The sequence below is a fragment of the Nostoc sp. UIC 10890 genome, assembly GCF_054786515.1.
The window spans coordinates 1-16,371 of sequence record NZ_JBSGKF010000007.1 but is presented as its reverse complement, the minus strand read 5'-3'; the positions used below and the strand labels follow the sequence as shown (position 1 = coordinate 16,371).

At 42.2% G+C, this 16,371-nt stretch carries 22 protein-coding genes; 5 read left to right on the top strand and 17 right to left on the bottom strand.

The window, feature by feature from the left end:
* Positions 1 to 323: 323 nt before the first annotated feature.
* The 3 genes from ACWATR_RS35230 to ACWATR_RS35225 form a co-directional block, all read right to left on the bottom strand.
* A complete protein-coding gene (locus ACWATR_RS35230) occupies positions 324 to 893 on the bottom strand; it encodes a tyrosine-type recombinase/integrase (protein WP_460343553.1) in 570 nt (189 codons plus the stop codon).
* On the bottom strand, positions 890 to 1,012 hold the full coding sequence (locus tag ACWATR_RS40430) for a PIN domain-containing protein (RefSeq protein WP_465249746.1): 123 nt from the start codon (positions 1,010 to 1,012) through the stop codon (positions 890 to 892). Before ACWATR_RS40430 ends, ACWATR_RS35230 begins: the two co-directional genes overlap by 4 nt.
* A gap of 162 nt (positions 1,013 to 1,174) precedes the next feature.
* Positions 1,175 to 1,447, bottom strand: a complete 273-nt coding sequence (locus ACWATR_RS35225; RefSeq protein WP_460343550.1) for a site-specific integrase — start codon at positions 1,445 to 1,447, stop codon at positions 1,175 to 1,177.
* Between the two features lie 424 nt (positions 1,448 to 1,871).
* Between ACWATR_RS35225 and ACWATR_RS35220 the strand changes: the two genes are divergently transcribed.
* The 3 genes from ACWATR_RS35220 to ACWATR_RS35210 all read left to right on the top strand — a co-directional run bounded on the left by ACWATR_RS35220 (position 1,872) and on the right by ACWATR_RS35210 (position 3,517).
* A complete protein-coding gene (locus tag ACWATR_RS35220) occupies positions 1,872 to 2,246 on the top strand; it encodes a type II toxin-antitoxin system RelE/ParE family toxin (protein WP_460343547.1) in 375 nt (124 codons plus the stop codon).
* On the top strand, positions 2,243 to 2,569 hold the full coding sequence (locus tag ACWATR_RS35215) for a helix-turn-helix domain-containing protein (protein ID WP_460343544.1): 327 nt from the start codon (positions 2,243 to 2,245) through the stop codon (positions 2,567 to 2,569). Before ACWATR_RS35220 ends, ACWATR_RS35215 begins: the two co-directional genes overlap by 4 nt.
* Positions 2,570 to 3,382: 813 nt before the next feature.
* Positions 3,383 to 3,517, top strand: a complete 135-nt coding sequence (locus ACWATR_RS35210) for a hypothetical protein (RefSeq protein ID WP_460343541.1) — start codon at positions 3,383 to 3,385, stop codon at positions 3,515 to 3,517.
* Positions 3,518 to 3,571: 54 nt separating this feature from the next.
* On the opposite strand, the gene ACWATR_RS35205 is transcribed toward ACWATR_RS35210, so the two are convergent.
* Positions 3,572 to 3,823: a UPF0175 family protein gene (locus ACWATR_RS35205; protein WP_104902469.1), complete on the bottom strand. Its 252-nt coding sequence runs from the start codon at positions 3,821 to 3,823 to the stop codon at positions 3,572 to 3,574.
* 163 nt (positions 3,824 to 3,986) lie between these two features.
* Between ACWATR_RS35205 and ACWATR_RS35200 the strand changes: the two genes are divergently transcribed.
* Positions 3,987 to 5,309: a DUF4236 domain-containing protein gene (locus tag ACWATR_RS35200; protein WP_460343537.1), complete on the top strand. Its 1,323-nt coding sequence runs from the start codon at positions 3,987 to 3,989 to the stop codon at positions 5,307 to 5,309.
* A 13-nt stretch (positions 5,310 to 5,322) separates the two neighbouring features.
* On the opposite strand, the gene ACWATR_RS35195 is transcribed toward ACWATR_RS35200, so the two are convergent.
* From ACWATR_RS35195 to ACWATR_RS35135, 13 genes are all read right to left on the bottom strand, one after another.
* Positions 5,323 to 6,009 carry a tetratricopeptide repeat protein gene (locus ACWATR_RS35195; protein WP_460343534.1) on the bottom strand — a complete coding sequence of 229 codons (687 nt, stop codon included), beginning with the start codon at positions 6,007 to 6,009 and terminating at the stop codon, positions 5,323 to 5,325.
* A gap of 313 nt (positions 6,010 to 6,322) precedes the next feature.
* Entirely contained in the window at positions 6,323 to 6,700 is a 378-nt protein-coding gene (locus ACWATR_RS35190; RefSeq protein ID WP_229557267.1) for a DUF6009 family protein, read from the bottom strand.
* Between the two features lie 247 nt (positions 6,701 to 6,947).
* A complete protein-coding gene (locus ACWATR_RS35185; protein ID WP_460343530.1) occupies positions 6,948 to 7,619 on the bottom strand; it encodes a response regulator transcription factor in 672 nt (223 codons plus the stop codon).
* 208 nt (positions 7,620 to 7,827) lie between these two features.
* A complete protein-coding gene (locus ACWATR_RS35180; protein WP_460343527.1) occupies positions 7,828 to 9,726 on the bottom strand; it encodes a type IV secretory system conjugative DNA transfer family protein in 1,899 nt (632 codons plus the stop codon).
* Positions 9,723 to 10,268, bottom strand: a complete 546-nt coding sequence (locus ACWATR_RS35175) for a hypothetical protein (RefSeq protein ID WP_460343524.1) — start codon at positions 10,266 to 10,268, stop codon at positions 9,723 to 9,725. Before ACWATR_RS35175 ends, ACWATR_RS35180 begins: the two co-directional genes overlap by 4 nt.
* 22 nt (positions 10,269 to 10,290) lie before the next feature.
* Complete coding sequence (locus tag ACWATR_RS35170) at positions 10,291 to 10,461, bottom strand: hypothetical protein (protein WP_460343521.1); 171 nt, start codon at positions 10,459 to 10,461, stop codon at positions 10,291 to 10,293.
* 15 nt (positions 10,462 to 10,476) lie between these two features.
* Complete coding sequence (locus ACWATR_RS35165; protein ID WP_460343518.1) at positions 10,477 to 12,057, bottom strand: group II intron reverse transcriptase/maturase; 1,581 nt, start codon at positions 12,055 to 12,057, stop codon at positions 10,477 to 10,479.
* A gap of 535 nt (positions 12,058 to 12,592) precedes the next feature.
* Entirely contained in the window at positions 12,593 to 13,228 is a 636-nt protein-coding gene (locus tag ACWATR_RS35160) for a hypothetical protein (protein WP_460343515.1), read from the bottom strand.
* Between the two features lie 12 nt (positions 13,229 to 13,240).
* On the bottom strand, positions 13,241 to 13,684 hold the full coding sequence (locus tag ACWATR_RS35155) for a hypothetical protein (protein ID WP_460343512.1): 444 nt from the start codon (positions 13,682 to 13,684) through the stop codon (positions 13,241 to 13,243).
* Positions 13,685 to 13,932: 248 nt separating this feature from the next.
* Positions 13,933 to 14,208 carry a hypothetical protein gene (locus tag ACWATR_RS35150; RefSeq protein ID WP_460343509.1) on the bottom strand — a complete coding sequence of 92 codons (276 nt, stop codon included), beginning with the start codon at positions 14,206 to 14,208 and terminating at the stop codon, positions 13,933 to 13,935.
* The gene (locus ACWATR_RS35145) at positions 14,205 to 14,450 is read right to left on the bottom strand and encodes a hypothetical protein (protein WP_460343506.1); all 246 of its coding nucleotides are present in this window, start codon (positions 14,448 to 14,450) and stop codon (positions 14,205 to 14,207) included. The genes ACWATR_RS35150 and ACWATR_RS35145 overlap by 4 nt, the downstream gene beginning before the upstream one ends.
* Positions 14,447 to 14,680 carry a hypothetical protein gene (locus tag ACWATR_RS35140; protein ID WP_392477120.1) on the bottom strand — a complete coding sequence of 78 codons (234 nt, stop codon included), beginning with the start codon at positions 14,678 to 14,680 and terminating at the stop codon, positions 14,447 to 14,449. The genes ACWATR_RS35145 and ACWATR_RS35140 overlap by 4 nt, the downstream gene beginning before the upstream one ends.
* Before the next feature lie 3 nt (positions 14,681 to 14,683).
* Positions 14,684 to 15,799, bottom strand: a complete 1,116-nt coding sequence (locus ACWATR_RS35135) for a ParM/StbA family protein (RefSeq protein WP_460343501.1) — start codon at positions 15,797 to 15,799, stop codon at positions 14,684 to 14,686.
* 257 nt (positions 15,800 to 16,056) lie between these two features.
* Between ACWATR_RS35135 and ACWATR_RS35130 the strand changes: the two genes are divergently transcribed.
* Positions 16,057 to 16,221 carry a plasmid partition protein ParG gene (locus tag ACWATR_RS35130; RefSeq protein ID WP_190900111.1) on the top strand — a complete coding sequence of 55 codons (165 nt, stop codon included), beginning with the start codon at positions 16,057 to 16,059 and terminating at the stop codon, positions 16,219 to 16,221.
* Positions 16,222 to 16,371: the final 150 nt, after the last annotated feature.

The window sequence follows — 16,371 nt, the reverse complement described above, 5'->3', positions numbered from 1 at the left end:
CAATAATGCTAATCATTTTGTAGACATAAACAAAAAATAGTTAGTCAAGCTACCTACATAGGCATCAGATAAAGCCAAAAAGCTGAGAAAATCTGCTCAGACAGTCCGACCAGCCACAGATATAATTTCTTTGCTCACAGAGGTGTTGTTATACGACTATTTCCCGTCTCCTGAGCGAGCCAACACTAAAACCCAATCACAGAAACAGCCTTTCGCTTCTGCTCTGGCGTGACCTCCAGATAACGCTGTTCACCTTTTTTGCTCGGTCGCGGCTAACTCATATATTTTTAACAAGATAAATTCATTTCCTTACATTACATTATTCAAAAATCCAAAGCAGAGATCGCGTTTTGCTTCTGCTTCTCAGTTACACCCAGATAGCGCTCCAAAGCTGCCAAAGTCCGATGCCCCGATATCTCCTGTATGTGGCGTAAGGGGATACCAGCATCGCTCATCCTGGTTAACGCCGTCCTCCTGAAACTGTGGGTACTCACCCCCTCAATGCCCAGGCGCACACAGGTATCTCTGAGGATTTTGTCAGCGCTGACCTTGTGAATGTGCCCCAACCCATGCCGCCCCGGAAACAAGAATTCTTTGCGGCGGTTGGGGTTGTACTCTTCTAAATACTGCCTGAGCTTCGGATGCACTTGAATTTCCCTTGTGTCTCGCTTGCCTTTGGTGTTGACACTGCGTAATACTAACACGCCTCTGACACCGTTACTGCCAAACACATCTTTTACTGCCAGAGTGCAAGCTTCGTTGATCCGGCAGGCAGCATAAAGGCACACGCCAAACAAAGCGCGATCACGTGGGTTGACAAAGCCCTCGTTAAATAGGAGATTGATTTGGTCGGGTGTGAGAATTTCTGCCCTGCCGAATCGGTTTATTTTCATGGGTAAAAACTGGACGTACAGCAGGAATTACCCCTTTTTGGGGTAAGAACGATGCCTAGTGTCCCCCGTACAGGAATTCCTAAAGTTGCAGCACAACGACGGGCCGCTAAATCATCCAGAACTGCTAAGGTGATTATTTAATTTTTCCTACAATACCATGAGTCGAGGTCAAACTTATTTCTATAATCTGCATTATCAGTATTATGTTGCTGTTAACAAGCTGCTGTTAACAAGCTGCTTTAAAATCTTTTTTTCTAGGAGATAGGATACATTATTTTATTTCATAAGACCAATAGCTTGGGATGCACTTGAATTTCCCTGGTGTCCCGCTTCCCCTTGGTGTTGACACTGCGTAATACCAACACCCCTCTCACTCCGTTGCTGCCAAATACGTCTTTTACCGCCAAAGTGCAAGCTTCGTTGATCCGGCAGGCTGCGTAAAGGCACACGCCAAATAAAGCTTTATCTCTTGGGTTGACAAAGCCCTCAGTAAATAGGACATTAATTTGGTCAGGGGTAAGGATTTCTGCCCTGCCGAATCGGTTTATTTTCATAGGGTCTAGCCTACATTGTCTAACCGCAATTACACAATGTAAGTCACCAAAAACCCTATTCTCTCGTGAGCGATTGCACCCGATTAACCCAGACTTATCAATCAGTCCGAAAGCGCGACCGCTACAACCCGCATGACTTCGTTGGCTGATAAAACCTGCTTATAGTTGCAATGTTATTACCAAGTACAGGTATGATCCGCACGCCATAGATTTGCTCATGTTGCGGCTTGCTCAACTGTCTATACTGCTTCTATACCCCTGGTTGATCCATCGTTGCTATCAAAACCGATATCAATTTTCTCTCCACCAGCGTCTACACGGCAGTCTAGAAGGAAACCAACTGTAAATAAAATTTAGCTCTCTAGTGGTGCGGGGGACATTTCATGCTATTCTCTGACTGATTTTATAGGAAATTTCATATAATATGGAAGATGATGAGGATATTATAGAAATTCCTTTACGACCTCTTGTTTGGATGGGAGACTCTCTCAAAAATATCCGCTCATTTCCAGAAGAGGTACGTGCATCAGTAGGCTATGCACTGCAATTGGTGCAAGCAGGGGAAACACCAATGGATGCCAAGCCTTTTAAGGGGGTTGGGAGTGGGGTGTATGAAATCGTCAAACGCTACGATACCGATACTTACAGGGCTGTCTATGCGGTAAAGATTGCAGAGAGAATTTATGTCCTGCACGCTTTTCAAAAGAAATCAAAGCAGGGGATTAAAACCCCACAGGCTGATGTTGACCTCATTAAACAACGCTATAAGGATGCGGTAGCAAGGGAGAAACACCAATGACACAGGAACCCGTTTTTGAAGAAAGCAGTGGCAACGTATTCGCTGACCTTGGTTTAGAGGATGCAGATGAACTTTTTACACGGGGCAAGATAGGGATTCAGGTACTGCGCGTTTTGAAACAACGCAACCTGAAACAGCGTGAAATCAGCGAACTTCTTGGCATTCCGCAGCCAGAAGTATCTCATCTAATGAAAGGAGAGTTTCAACGGTTCAGCGAGGGCAAACTGCTCATTTTCCTCAAGCGACTTGATACGGAAATCACCTTACATCTTCGGCCTCGTCACGCTCCGGGCGAATCTACTGAAACTGTGATATCGCTATAGGAAAGGATGGAAGCCTGAAAATTTCTTAATTCTTACGGTACATAAAATGGCTTTTTCCAATACCACACACCATTATGCAGCTGTCGGGGGTTAGACATCACACATTTATGCAGAAGGTTGAAAACCATCCATTGCAAAAACCCCCAATGATGAGTTGGGGGTTTTTTGCTACTTAGTAATAACTTCTACACAGTTTTGTAGAAGCTGAATAAAAACTGGGTCTTGTATATCTTTGTATAAAAGATAACCATTATGCAAAATGACTAGCACAACACTGACCAGCTTGAGCCTTATGAGAGTTTTGTTTTTCATAGTTTGAGAGGATGTTTTAGTACATCAACCCAAACAGCAAACTATTAATGTTTAACTTTGCTTTTTAATAGCTATCTCTATTGGCTTCTCCTGGCTTTCAAACGGCTTTCTAATAGCCTGACTAGCCAACTTGCCTAAACTCTTAGCTTTACGTAGCTTTCTCTAACTTTTCAGATGTTGCTGTTAGAGTTGTTACATACATTATAGCACAACATAAAAATGTGGTGAAGTCAAGATGGGTTACTTATTTGACTAGGAACAACTCTCATAAGAGCTTTCTGTCCCAACTCCTGACAATACCAGAGGGCGATTGCTCTCCGTCAATGCCATCCCAGATAGCTCACGCATTAGGCAAGCTAAATGCAACAAAATAATACTTGTGTCGCACTGGCGATTTTAGTGAATTCCACTTTGCTAACTAGATCCCTAGATGTAGCAAGTTTGACCTGCTAGGTTAGACTGGAAACGCTTAAAGTCTTAGTTGTTTGTTTTCGGTGCATTATGAGTCCCAAATATCGTAAAGGGCAAAAGGTACAAGTTTACAGCCCAGGACAGCAAATAATTCGTGTAATCGCCGAGGTTCGGCCAACAGCATTAGGAACAATAACCGATGAACTAATTACCTGTAATAAATAGAGAAACCCGCCTTTAGTCAAAAAAATCAATGGGGATGTGTTGATAACAGGCGGTTCAGCCACGGTTCAACTCGCTCTGCAAATCATCAAAATCAACAGCGAAGACATCCACTTGTTCACGGGCTAGGACAGCTAGAAAGTCTCGGCGGTTTAGCCCAGCAACAGAGGCGGCTTTCTCCATCGAGATTTCCTGCTTCTGATACCAGTAGATAGCAGCAGCGAGGCGCATATCGCGCACAAACTCTTCTGGAGAAAGGCGACGGGCGCTAAAAACTTCTTCTGGCAGGTTAATCGTGACATTAGACATAATTTATGTCCTAAATTCCTGCATTCATAATATCAACCATTTCTTTTTAAAAGCGATCGCTGCTAAGGCAGTGCGCTTGTTGTGCTACCTGCAACCCCGATTGAGATAACACGCGCTAGTTGTCTGGGTAAGCTAAAAATATACTGTTCTAGATGATGTTCGTATGGCATTCAGATTTAGAAAATCAGTGAAAATAGCGCCAGGAATCAAGCTTAATTTAAGCAAGAGTGGCGGGAGCTTATCAATCGGCGGTCGGGGAGCGACTGTTAACATAAGCAGCAGAGGAGTTCGCTCTACATATAGCATTCCTGGTACAGGGCTGAGTTATGTTACTCAAACCTCATCAAACAGAAGTCAAAAATATAACAATAAAAATCTAAGTAACAGATCAGCATACAAAGAATTGCTGAGGCAACAAAAAGAGCAAGAGAAACAAAAGTTACTCCAAGAAGCAGAGGAAAGTTACTCTGCTTTTCAAGCTAAAATCGAATCATTAGCAAATATTTTAAGAGAGCGAGAAAAACAAACTTTTAATTGGGAAGAATTAACTGCTCGAAGAGAAGAATATGAACCTGTAATTTATACTTATCCAAAATTTATAGAACCCGATAAAAATTTCTCTGAAGTGACAATAAAACGAGAAATAAAGAGTAAAAATTCTAGATTATACATCACGTATTTTCTTTCTGGCTTAGGCTTTGTTATTTTTTTTAAAAACGTTTGGATTTCATTTTTATTATTTGCTTTGGCAGTAGCAAGCTATATTATTGAACGAAATCGTTTAGTGAAATTATACAATCAAAGCTTACCAATTAGAATTCAAGAAGAAACTGAAAAATATAATCAGAGCAAGCAGAAAGCTCATGAAGAGTATTTGAAGAGGGTTGGCTTAGAGGAAGCAGAACATATAAAGATCGAAGAAGAGAATAAAAAGACGTGGGATGAAGAAGAACGAGGTCGAGAGCGATTGAAAAATGCTGTGAAATTGGAAGATCCAGAGCCGTTAGCTGAATTACTTGAAATTGAGCTTTCTAACGAAGAATTGCCAGTTCCTCTCGTTTTCGATATCGAATTCATTGATGTGAACACAGTCAACATTTTCATGGAACTTCCAGATTTAGATGTGGTTCCAGAAGAAAAGATGAGTTTAACTAAGACTGGTAAGTTGTCTACTAGGAAAATGGCTCAGAAGGATAGATTTAAGCTCTACTCAGATATTTGTACTGGTTTAACTTTACGTCTTATTTATGAAACATTTAGGGTAATTTATTCTGTCAATACTGTTGAATTTTATGGTTTAACTGAGAAGGTAAACCCAGCCAATGGAACTGCTGAAAATATCACATCTCTATATATAAAAATTTCCAAGAAATTTTTTGAAAAGCTAAATTTAGATGCCTTAGATCCAACGTTAGCTTTCACAAGTTTGAATGGAGAATTCGCTTGTAGTAAGAAAGGTGAATTATTTCCTATTAAAGGTTCATAGTCCGCACCTTATTTTATTCTCTTCTTGGTACAAAATACCATTTCCCTTGCCACTGAAAATATACTTCTGCTTCTATGTCATTTTGTTCTGAAGGACTAGCATTCTGAATTTGATTTATAATAACTGGTTCAAAGGAGAAATTAATCATATTTACAGCCATGAGCCACTCTCGTCCCGATTCATTTTCATCAGGAACATACTCTGTATCTTCATATTCGTAACCCAGTGAACTAATTACTTCATACAGCCTGTAGCGGATCTTTCTGTATAACAGCATATCGCCGTCTGATAGTACAATGTTAGCGGCTGTCTCTAAGTCATTTATACCTTTTTCGTATTCTTTGATATGTAAATATGCTTCTCCTCGATTGTAGTAAGCAATGTAGTCTTCTGGACAAATTTCTAAAGCTTTCTCATAATTTTCTATAGCTTCTTCCCATTGCTCAAACTGAGTATAAGTTAATCCTCTTTCTACATAGGCTGGAAAATCAAAAGGATTTATTTCTAAAGTTTTAGTGAAATCTTCTAAAGCACCTTTGAAATCCTGATTAAAAAACCTACTTTTTCCTCTATCAAAATATATTCTGTCATCTTTAGGATTTAGTTCTATAGCCTGAGTATATAGTTGAATTGCCTTAGCATAATCTTCTGCTTCAGCACTTGAATGAGCGGCATCATAGTATTTTTGGGCATCATCCATTGCTTTTACCAACTTTCTTGCTTAACTACACATTTAGGATTCCCCTTTTAACTTACTTATTAACCAACACTTGTAAAGAACTGCCTACGTTGTGATTGCTTGTGGTAGATCCAGTTGGGATATCAGCATACTATTGTAGGAATTTTGCACTTGAAGACTTTCCGTAATTTCACCAAAAAACACGAAATCTAAGCGTTTTAGTTTCTGGCGTATGAAAAGAGATTAAATTTATCACTTTTAATTTTAGCGAAGGGAAAACACGCCCAATTTGGGGAGATGAGCGTGTTTTATAATCAGGGTTATTTATTTTGGTTTAGTCAAGATTTGGTGGTAATGTCCCTCCCCAAGCTCTTTCCGTTACCCGTCCTAAGACTTTAGTAGAAACAGTTAATGGATCTATAGCTTCACTTGGGCATCCTTGCTTGTAAGCGCCATCTGGTTTATAAAAACGATCTTCTTTTGAAAGCCAAAATATTCTTCTGGAATATTTTCCTGGGTATGTTTTAGGAGCATTTTTTTCTAGCTCTGCATAGCCTACAATCTCATGTCCTTGATATTTAACCAATCCTTCACGCTTATTACATTCTGTATCGAAATGTTCTCTTACATAAGGAATATCCTTAATGTCCCGTAACCATTTGATATTCGACTCAAACTCAATATCCGAACGAACTGTGGCTTTTCGGCTCATACAGGCTTTTTTTTATGCCAAAAACATCTATTCGATTATAGTAAAATTAATTACAAACAGCCATAAGTACTCAACCAAACTGCGTCCAGGTTACTTAGGTGTATCCTTAGCACGTTTACAGCGTCTACAGATGTATACATTAGGCTTCCAAAAATTATTTAATTTCACTTCTGTTGCTAACAGAAGTGAATAAGAATCAAACCCCACCAATACCCGACTTAATACCTTCCGTCTCCTCACCAATACATCATTCATTCACAATCAAGTTATAGTCAATATAACCAAGCATCGCCCCTCTTTTTATCGCCTCATAACTGTTCTTGACGTGCCATTTACTGTACAAATCGCTGGCGTAATGTTTGACTGTACTAACAGAGAGAAACATTTCTTTGGCAATCTGTTCAAAACCTAAACCCTGAGCCAGTAAACGCAGAACTTGTATTTGTCGTTCGGTGGGAGAGTCAAGCAAGTTTTTGTCAACGGAGTTGGGGTCAATATATCTATTTTTATCAAGGTTTTTTAACAGTTTTTTAGCCAGCTTCGGGTCAAGCAGGCATTCATCAGAGTAAGCTCTTTTGATGGCTAGTTCAATCAATTCTATATCAGCACTCTTGAGCATATAAGAATCAGCCCCATGACGGAAAGCTGACTTAATAAAGTCGGAATGAGTCTGATTAGTAAAAATCACCACTTTACTATTAGTTTTCCTTTTGATTGAGCTAGTCAGTTCTAAACCACTCATGTCGGGTAAGAGTAAATCAACTAACACAACATCAGGGTTGGTCTGTTCAATTAACTGAAAACCTAGCTTTCCACTGGTAGCATCACCAGTTACTTCTATATCTGGAGATTGTTCAATAGCGCCTTTGATACCTAAGAGCGTGAATGTTTCTGGTTCAACAATTACTATTTTCAGCATGATTTTATTAATCCTCTAATAATAAATGGCTGTTTATTGGCGGACTTATTATTGATGCTTCTGCCGTGACTGTCCTTCTTGCCGTGAAGCTGCCGTAGGCTACGACCTATACAGGGCATGGATTGCCGTGATTTGCCGTGATGCCGTGTCCACCGAGAAAAGCCCGTAAAACATCCCTTATTATGACCACGGCATCACGGCAGGACTTTCACCAATCAGGCAGGGAATAGCTATCATTACCGTCAGAATTTATCTGATCAGTCTTAACTAATTCAGCTACTCCATCAATTAATTCTTGCTCTGAATAGCCGGATAACCTATCTGCCTTCTTCAAATCACGTAATGTTTTTGGCGTTTTCGACTTCACATTCTGGAAGTATTCATAAATCTTCTTAGCCACCTCAGATAATGGTTTGGGATGTACATTGTGAGCAGGATTTAAATTAAATTCCAGGTCAAATACTCTATCTAGATATTCCTGCTCCGAAGCAATCGGCTTGACTTGATTAGAGAAATTCGGCATTAATGCCACAACAAAACCACCAACGGAAGCAATCATAACTGGACGTAAGTTTTGATAAGAGACTGCTTTCACATTCAGATATTTAGATTTAATTTGCTCCCGTTCTTGTTTGCCAGGAATAATGTCACCTCTATTTAAAATCAACTCCAGTACCCCATAAGATTCTTGCTCCCTTCCATTCTTAATGTACTTGTTACCTAACAACAATAAATTGAGACACATTCTTGTTTGAGCATCCATCTTTTCAATGCCCAATGCCGCCAGATTAAAAGACTGTAGGGAAGCAATAAACTTAGTATTAAACTCTCGACCAATCAGTAAAATATCAAGTAATTTACTCCCATAATTCCAGTCGGAGTAATGCTTGCTCAATTGGTCAGCAATCACTAACCAATCATCCAGAATTAGAATCAATGGTGGCAAGGATTCGCGCTTTGATTCTGGTAGTTGCTTACGCTTTTTGTAGTCCGTGTAAAAGTTGTCAATTACCTCTTTGGCTAGGTCTGGGTTTTCCCCGTCAAAGACAATTACCCTTTCTTTCTCTCGTAAACCGCAGAAACTATCATTTTTAGCGCTAATTACCCAGATGTCCGCCCCTGGGGAATCAGCCAAAATCCGCCCAATTAAGTAATTGAGGGTGACTGATTTACCGCTTCCCGGTGCGGCAACTAAAGCAGTGGAACTATCGGCTCTGGCTAGAGCTTGCAAAGTATTTAGGGCAAGAGCTTCTGATGGGTGAAGGTAATCACCTGTTGGGGTTGCTCCCGGTGCGATTGCGCCCTGTTCTCCCCCAGTAACCTTATCGTTGGGGTCAATCGTCCCCTGTAGAGTCTGACTCCCTTGCAGATAAGGCGTTTTCATCTCACGTAATTGCTTGATGTACTCTGCTTTCTGTTGCTCGGTCATCCCCGCCGTTTGCGCCTCAAAGATAGCGTCGGATGCCTCCATCTGCGTAACTTCTATCTCAGTGTGGGCGTAAATCTCGGCTTTTTGGATATCCACAGTGCGATCATTGGCCACTAGATCCAGGTCAGCTTGTAGTTGAACTTCTGCGATCGCAACATCTCGGCAACTCTCTAGTAGCTCGGAACGTGCAGCCATCTCTGCTTTCGCTGCATCCCGTTTTTGGGCAATGTCTTCAAAAACTGCTCTCTGCTTCTCCTCATCTTGGCAATGGCGCAACATCCACCCAGCTAGGGCAAACCCCAGGAATCCCCCAAACGCCCAAAACGCCTTGTAAGGGTTCGTCGCTTTCACCAGCCCGTTTACCCCCATCGCTGGATCTCTCACTACTTGGCGCGGCATTCCTTCTAACTGCCACTGTGACCAATAAAAGGGGGTCATGCGAAATGGTCTGTTATCTTTGTCCTGGCATACCAATGTTTTCTTTGGGGTTTTAATGCAGAAGTAAACGCGATCGCTGCTAGTTCCCTGCCAAGCCATCGCAGCTGATCCAATGCCCACAGTTAAACTTAGCCCAATTGCAACAGCTTTTTTATCCATCGGTAACTGACCGAACCACTTCATTAAACCCGATTGTTGTGACTCGGATAACTGTTTATGTTTGTCGGTTAAATAATTCATTTACTTCTCCTACCACCAAATAGAAAAATCATTAATATCGCTAGAAATATGCCCACTCCTGCACCATCCATCCAACTTGAGGATTCAGCAGTTTTTGGCTTATAGACCGACTCAATTGAAGTATTAGCTGTTTGTGTGGAAGTCCGAGCTTCATTCCACTCACCCAACGGGTCGGAAAGCGCACACAATAACGCCAGTGATGCACTGCAACCAGTCATTAAATTAGTGACGAAATTATTGAACCCTTCACCTGTTGCAGTAGCAGTAAAATACAAGTGTGCAGTACCCACAGCTAAGAACATTCCAACTGGATGAACTTGTAGCAGATGAAAGGTAAAAATTACTGCACTGTTTAGACAACTGCCAGCGACAATTTCACAAGCGTTACCAGCACGTCTAAATGTTCTCCCTCTGTTATTTTCTGGTAATGGTTGCGGTTGTGATGGTTGCTCAATTTTCTGTTGTTGTGGAGTCGGTGCCAGCCCTTCAAATGAAAAAGGGCTGACGCTATGAGGATCTTCATTTCGTTTCCTTACTAGCATCAGCCTTACCTTTATTGATTACTTATCTATCGCCTAACTTCTGCCACAAGTTACTTAACATTGCGCCCCAGCCGCGAACTGTTCCCGTTGCTGAAACACTAGAAGATGGTGCATGATTTTGGTTAGAGTCGATGGGGAGTATTATCTCCCGCACCTCTCCTACAGAACCGTGCGTACCCGTTTCCGTGTACACGGCTCCCAGATATTCTTAGGGTTTGTATTCCCTTTTGCTCATGTGTAAATAGTCGTGACAGGATTCATGGATTGCTTGAAGGTTTTTTGGCTTCCAGTTATCATGATTACCATCTATGTGGTGTAAATGGACTCGCTCTTCACTTGTCAATTTCATCCCACATCGACCACATGAATGGTTTTGCTTTTGTAAGGCTTTAGAGGTTGCACCGTCGTATAGCTTACTGTTGCGTGAACTCCAGTAAGTTAAGTCTCCGTCAAAGGGGGATTTATTTCCTTTGACCATGACGTGGGCGGCTAGGGAGTAAGGAACCGATGGGAATGCTTTCTGCACAAGTTTTACACTTGATTCGCGGGTATTCTTCGTTTCCTTGTTGAATACCGTATGCGTTCTGTGATTTAGGAACCAAAGTGAGAACCTTGCCCCTGTCATATCACAGAATTTGTGATATTCTCTCCATCCTCTAACTATCGGAGCAAGCCTAATGGCTTTTTCCTTAGAACCATAATTCGAGCAGTTGACGATTTTCTTGACTTTCTCACGGAATTTCTTAAAGTTCTCCACTGAGGGAGTACAGCTATATTTCCCGTTGGTTTGCACTTTGAAATGCCATCCTAGAAAGTCGAATCCATCTGTCGCGGCGGTTATCTTGGTCTTTTTCTCACTTACTTTCATTCCCCTTGCAGCTAGGAATTTGTCAATTCTTCTGAGTATCTCATTTGCATCGTCTTTGGGTCTTAACACTATTACCATGTCGTCGGCGTAGCGAACGGACGGGGTTTTAATGTCTTTCTCTGGGGTTTTGTCGGTAATTCTCTTGAGAGGGTTATCGTGATATCTGTGGATATCTTCTACCCCATTTAAGGCGATGTTTGCTAATAAAGGGCTTACCACTCCACCTTGCGGCGTTCCTTGTTCTGGAAATTCGGGGTTTATTCCGGCTTTTAAGCATCTAAAAATCCCGATTTTTACCCCATTGGGGGCTATCAAGTTTTCCATGATGGTTGAGTGTGAAATCCTATCGAAGCATTTTTCAATATCGAGTTCTATAACTCGTTTATCTATTCCGTTACTACTTGAGCGTAGATTTATGAATAGGAATTGTTGGGCATCGTGTGCCGAACGTCCTGTCCTAAACCCGTAACTCCGAGCGTGGAAGGTTGCTTCGTGTGCTGGTTCTAAAGCATATTTGGCGAGGCATTGCCAGCACCTATCTGCGATAGTTGGAATTTTCAGCATTCTGGTAGTACCGTCCTTTTTAGGGATTGGTATCTCCCGTAGTCCAAGATGTTTCCAATTTCCCGCCTCATTCTTTAGAGTGGTTTCTAACTTGAAGCGCTCTTCAAACGTGAGGGATTTCTTACCATCAATACCTGCTGTTTTCTTACCAGCGTTTAGCTGTGATACTTGACGAATTGCCAAAAATCTGGCTGCTTTGGATTTCAGAATAAGCTTTTGCAAAGACCGCGCTTTCCGCTTGTCTCCTGCCTGAATTGCTTTAAACACTCTCTTTTGTAGGCGAAATAAGTCTTTCTGAAATTTCTTCCAGGGCAACGTCATCCAAGATTCACTAGTATTGCTACTGTGTCCAATCATGCTCTGCTCCATTAAGTGTTTTCTGAATACCTTGCAGCAATTACGCCGCATCCTACCCGATCTGAGAGAGTTCCGCGTCTCATCTCGCCTACTAGGGTTGGACTATCCCTAGACTCTCAAATCGTTTTTATTCGTTCCCTCAAATGATTGTTCGTTCCGTTAGGTGTAGCCACTTCAACCATCAGAAACCCTGGATTCTTGCAGCTATTCAATCCACAATGCTGCGGGTTTTTAACTCTGATGAAGTCAGAGGTTTTGGGTTATGCTCTGCTACCGATTAGGTTGCTTTTCTAGGCTCAGTTTCACCGTAGGAACTCCCTATTAGCGCCAGTGTCAACCCATAACAGTTGTCTGGTTGCGCCCTGTTACCAGCTTCACCCTCCAAGAATTGAGCTTGGTCAGTGTGGTCAGATAAGGAGTCACGCTAGAATCTCGCGGGTAGGACTTTCACCTACATCAGTCTGAGAGTTCAGTGCTTAACTTGCGTTAAGTTTCACTGGATTAGTTATGTGCGGGCTATTTATACCGTGATTCACTAATCAACGAATCGCACGGATTGAATTGGTATGACTTCCTGGGGTGTAAGATTAGGCTCTAGCGCCCTTGAGCCATACCGCGCACGGGCTAAAAGTTGTTGTCGTTTCTCTCTCAATCCTGTAGTGATAGCTTGCCTTTCAGCCTGCACAGTTTGTTTATTTTCGATGCCGCTAATCTTGTTTTCATGCCGCCAAAGTTCAGCTTGTAAATCTTGATGTAATTGGGCTGCAACTTCAGTTAAAGCGTGTTTCCGCTTCTGATCAATCCGCAACAAGTCGGCTCTATCTTGGGCATCAATTTTACTCATTTCTGAATCAAATTCCGAATTGAGTTTGCGAATTTTAGCGATAGCACCCGCTACATGAGAGCCGTATTGTTTGCGAAGTTCGACCCAGGTTACTTGTCCTTTGGTCAGCTTCTCCATCGCCTCAAAGACGACCTTGGCATTGTCCAAAAATGGTTCTAATCGGTCAGATAATTCTTGGGCATTATTCGCATAGTCGGCAAACTGTTCGAGCTTATTTATATCAGAGAGATAGCCCAGAATATCAGACTCAAACCCTCCCCAGGATTGCGCTTTCTCGTCAATGTGGCTTGCATGACCAAGTACCGGATTACGTATTGCAAAATCCATTGCGTTATTCTCCTAATAAGGGATGTAGTCATAGTCGATATTGCTGTCTGGTTGGGGCAACTTATCCCAATACCCCATGTCTTCAAATCGGCTATAAATTCTCGTTGCCAGTTGCCTTACGGGGTCATCCAAATCATCAGAGATTAAATCAAATCGCTTAGAGCCAAATGCCAAGATATTTGCAATGTCCGCGTCAATACCATTACCCAAGAATTGACCAAATGCAGCAGAGTATGGATGGTCATCGATGGTTGAATGAGTTGCTAGGAATTCTGTTCCTGTAAAGGGTGGGTAATCTTCACTCTCGAATATTGGCGTGGAAAGTGCCTCAATATCTGCTTCAATCCTTGCTGCCCATTCTTCAGGATTTTCTGCTTTGAATTGCTGCTTTCTTAGGGCGGAGTCAGTCAGGGGTGAACGTCCCCAATCGTTGGGATTTCTATAATCGAGTGTCATTTGTTAGAATCCAAAATGTGTGTAGTTTCGATGCACAGATGGGCGATTGCAGTGATTGGTCGTCGATGCAATCGCTTCATCATCAGTTTTCACAAAACTCATTCAATTCAAAAACCTCCCTCTGCACTTGGTTTTGGCTTAATTGTTTGCGCCTGCGTTTGGAGTCGTTGAATATGAAAGGGGCATTAACTCGACAATTAGAGCGGTGGCTGTAACGGAGTTGTTGACCACGGAATTCGTACAGGTGGTTACGTTGCAAGGCTGTCATTGAAAGCATAAGTTTGTCCCTCAACTTGGGAGTAGAATTCGATATTTAGGATTGCTTCGTGAATCTCCATCAAGGCTTGAACGGCATCACCTATTTTTAGGTCATTCGATGTACTGAACTTTTCAGAGGCTTCGATTTGTTGATAATTTGGGGATGCTTGTACAAATCTTAGAGTCTGTTCACAACCGAGGATGATGGTCATTATTTCGGTTGTTGTTAGGCTTGGTTGTGTCTTTTGGGTGTCTTGGTCGCTCATGACTTGTTTCTTCTCCTTTGGGTTTTCATCGGTGTGGGTTGGGGTTCTGGCTGATTACTTGGGGCTTGTGGCTGGTTCGGCTTTTGAAGTACATAGCTGATAGTCCCTGCACCCCCGACAGCTGCGGCGATGGTGAACATATTGTTACGACCGAAGTACTGCACTCCGAAATAGCCAAAGGCTAACGCTGCTGCTGTTGCACCAATGCCTAAAACCGTGTTTCTAAATCTGGATTTGGTCATGCTGCCCCTTTGAAATTAGTGACCATTGCGCTAAGTGCCGATTTATTGGGCTGTGTAGAAAGTGAAGTTTCAACTTTGGGTGATGCTTGCACATTGCCGTGTTGAAAAATCAGCTTCTCTACACCTGCTGAAAGTGCTTGTGTTGGTGCATCTTGGGGTAAATCAAAAATCTTGCACAATTCAATTACTGCTAAGTAGGAGATGGTTATACGCCGAGATTCGTAATTCATTGATTAGGCTCCTCCCGATATTTGAGTTAATAGTTTCAACCCCAAGGCATTGATGAATTGGGGATTATTCAAGACCACAAAGCCTAAACCGGCTAGGTTCTGATCCACCACTGGCAAGGAAACACCCCCACCCCAGGCGACAAGGTATTTCGCTCTATCCAGATAATTGCCAGCAGTCACAAAGTTGGCGAATTTCTCAATCCTGTTACTCCACCACTCGTCTAGACACTGGCTGTACTCTGCCTCGAACTTCTTGCCTGTCAGGTGGTTGCCGCCGTAGGTGAAAGTGCCTTCGATAATTCCTTGGTTAACGAGGCTGGGCGAGTGCTTCACATCCTTAGACAGCAGACTCACTCGGTCGTTTCGTTTGTCGAGAGATTCGGCAATCATCGAATGCAGTTCACCGGCTCCACCTTCAATCAGGTGACGGTCAATCACTGCGCCACTGCCATTAAAGACAGTCACCAACCAAGTTGATGAACCGATATCGAGTGCGATCGCTAATTCTGAAGGGTCAAGTATCAGGGATGCTTCACCGAATAAGCAGTGGGCAATGCTGCCAAATCCTTCAGGGTAAATGCCTGTAACAACAATTTCAACTGTCTTGCTGACAATGGAACGAGTCACAGGATGCAGATGTTCAAAGGTGTGAGTTCCTTCGACTCTGCGCTTAATCTCAGTTGCCCAGCGTTCGGGGTTGTGATTGCTCAAACTAATTTCTAGCTTGACTCCATCGGGAATATTCAGAACTGCCAAATCTGCAAGAATGCTTTCTAGTGCCAGTTCTGCTTTTTTGGCTTTGTCCTCGTGCAGCAAGGTGTGGTCACTTTGTGCTAAAGCTGCACTGCCCCAAAAGAATTGAACATCTTTTAAGTCCAGCCGCGTTCCTTCGACATAACGCACCCATGCCCCATCTTTTGAGATGGTTTCGTGGTGCATGATGTTGCGGTTGCGAACTAGTGAATATGCGGCAGGCATCATGATCGAAAAATCACCGATGATTGCCTTGCCATACCCTGCTCCTGAGTCTTTTCCGGCGATCAGGTCAGTTAGCCCGGAATTGGCTAACAAGTCTGCCTGAACTAGCCAATTTTTGGCATTGGAATATATAGCTGTCATGGTTCAGATGATTGTTAAATTCTTGATTTGCGAGGATTTACCAGGATTTTTAGCTAAATCAGCACGAATCCAGATATCCAGTTACAGGTTCGCCTTAACATCACTTTCTGGCTTCTTTTGCCTTTGTTTTGTGGCTGTTTTTGGCTAACTAATGCTATATTAACCTATATAGGTAAGTTAGTGCAACTTACCTATGTTACTTATTTGCTGTAACTTAACCTAATGGCATAATTGAGCCAAGTACAGCAATAGGTGAGATGGATAACTCTGAAGAAACAGGAGATAAAACAGTGAAACTTGTTGTTTTCTTATCGGACGATGAGCGAACACAGTTTAAAATAGCCTGCGCTCGTAATAAAACGTCCATGAGCCAACAAGCAAGAGAACTAATTCTCAATTGGATAAAGTCTGAAGAAAAATAGGAAGTACCAACTGCCAGCACTGGATAAAGAGTCTAATAAATAGCTATTGGTTCAAAAATGTAGTGTCAAGCATTAGTATCAGTAAAGAAAAAGCTAATTTCACATCATTATTTTTGATGTCCCCAATGTTAGCCGTGAAAGACCCACAAC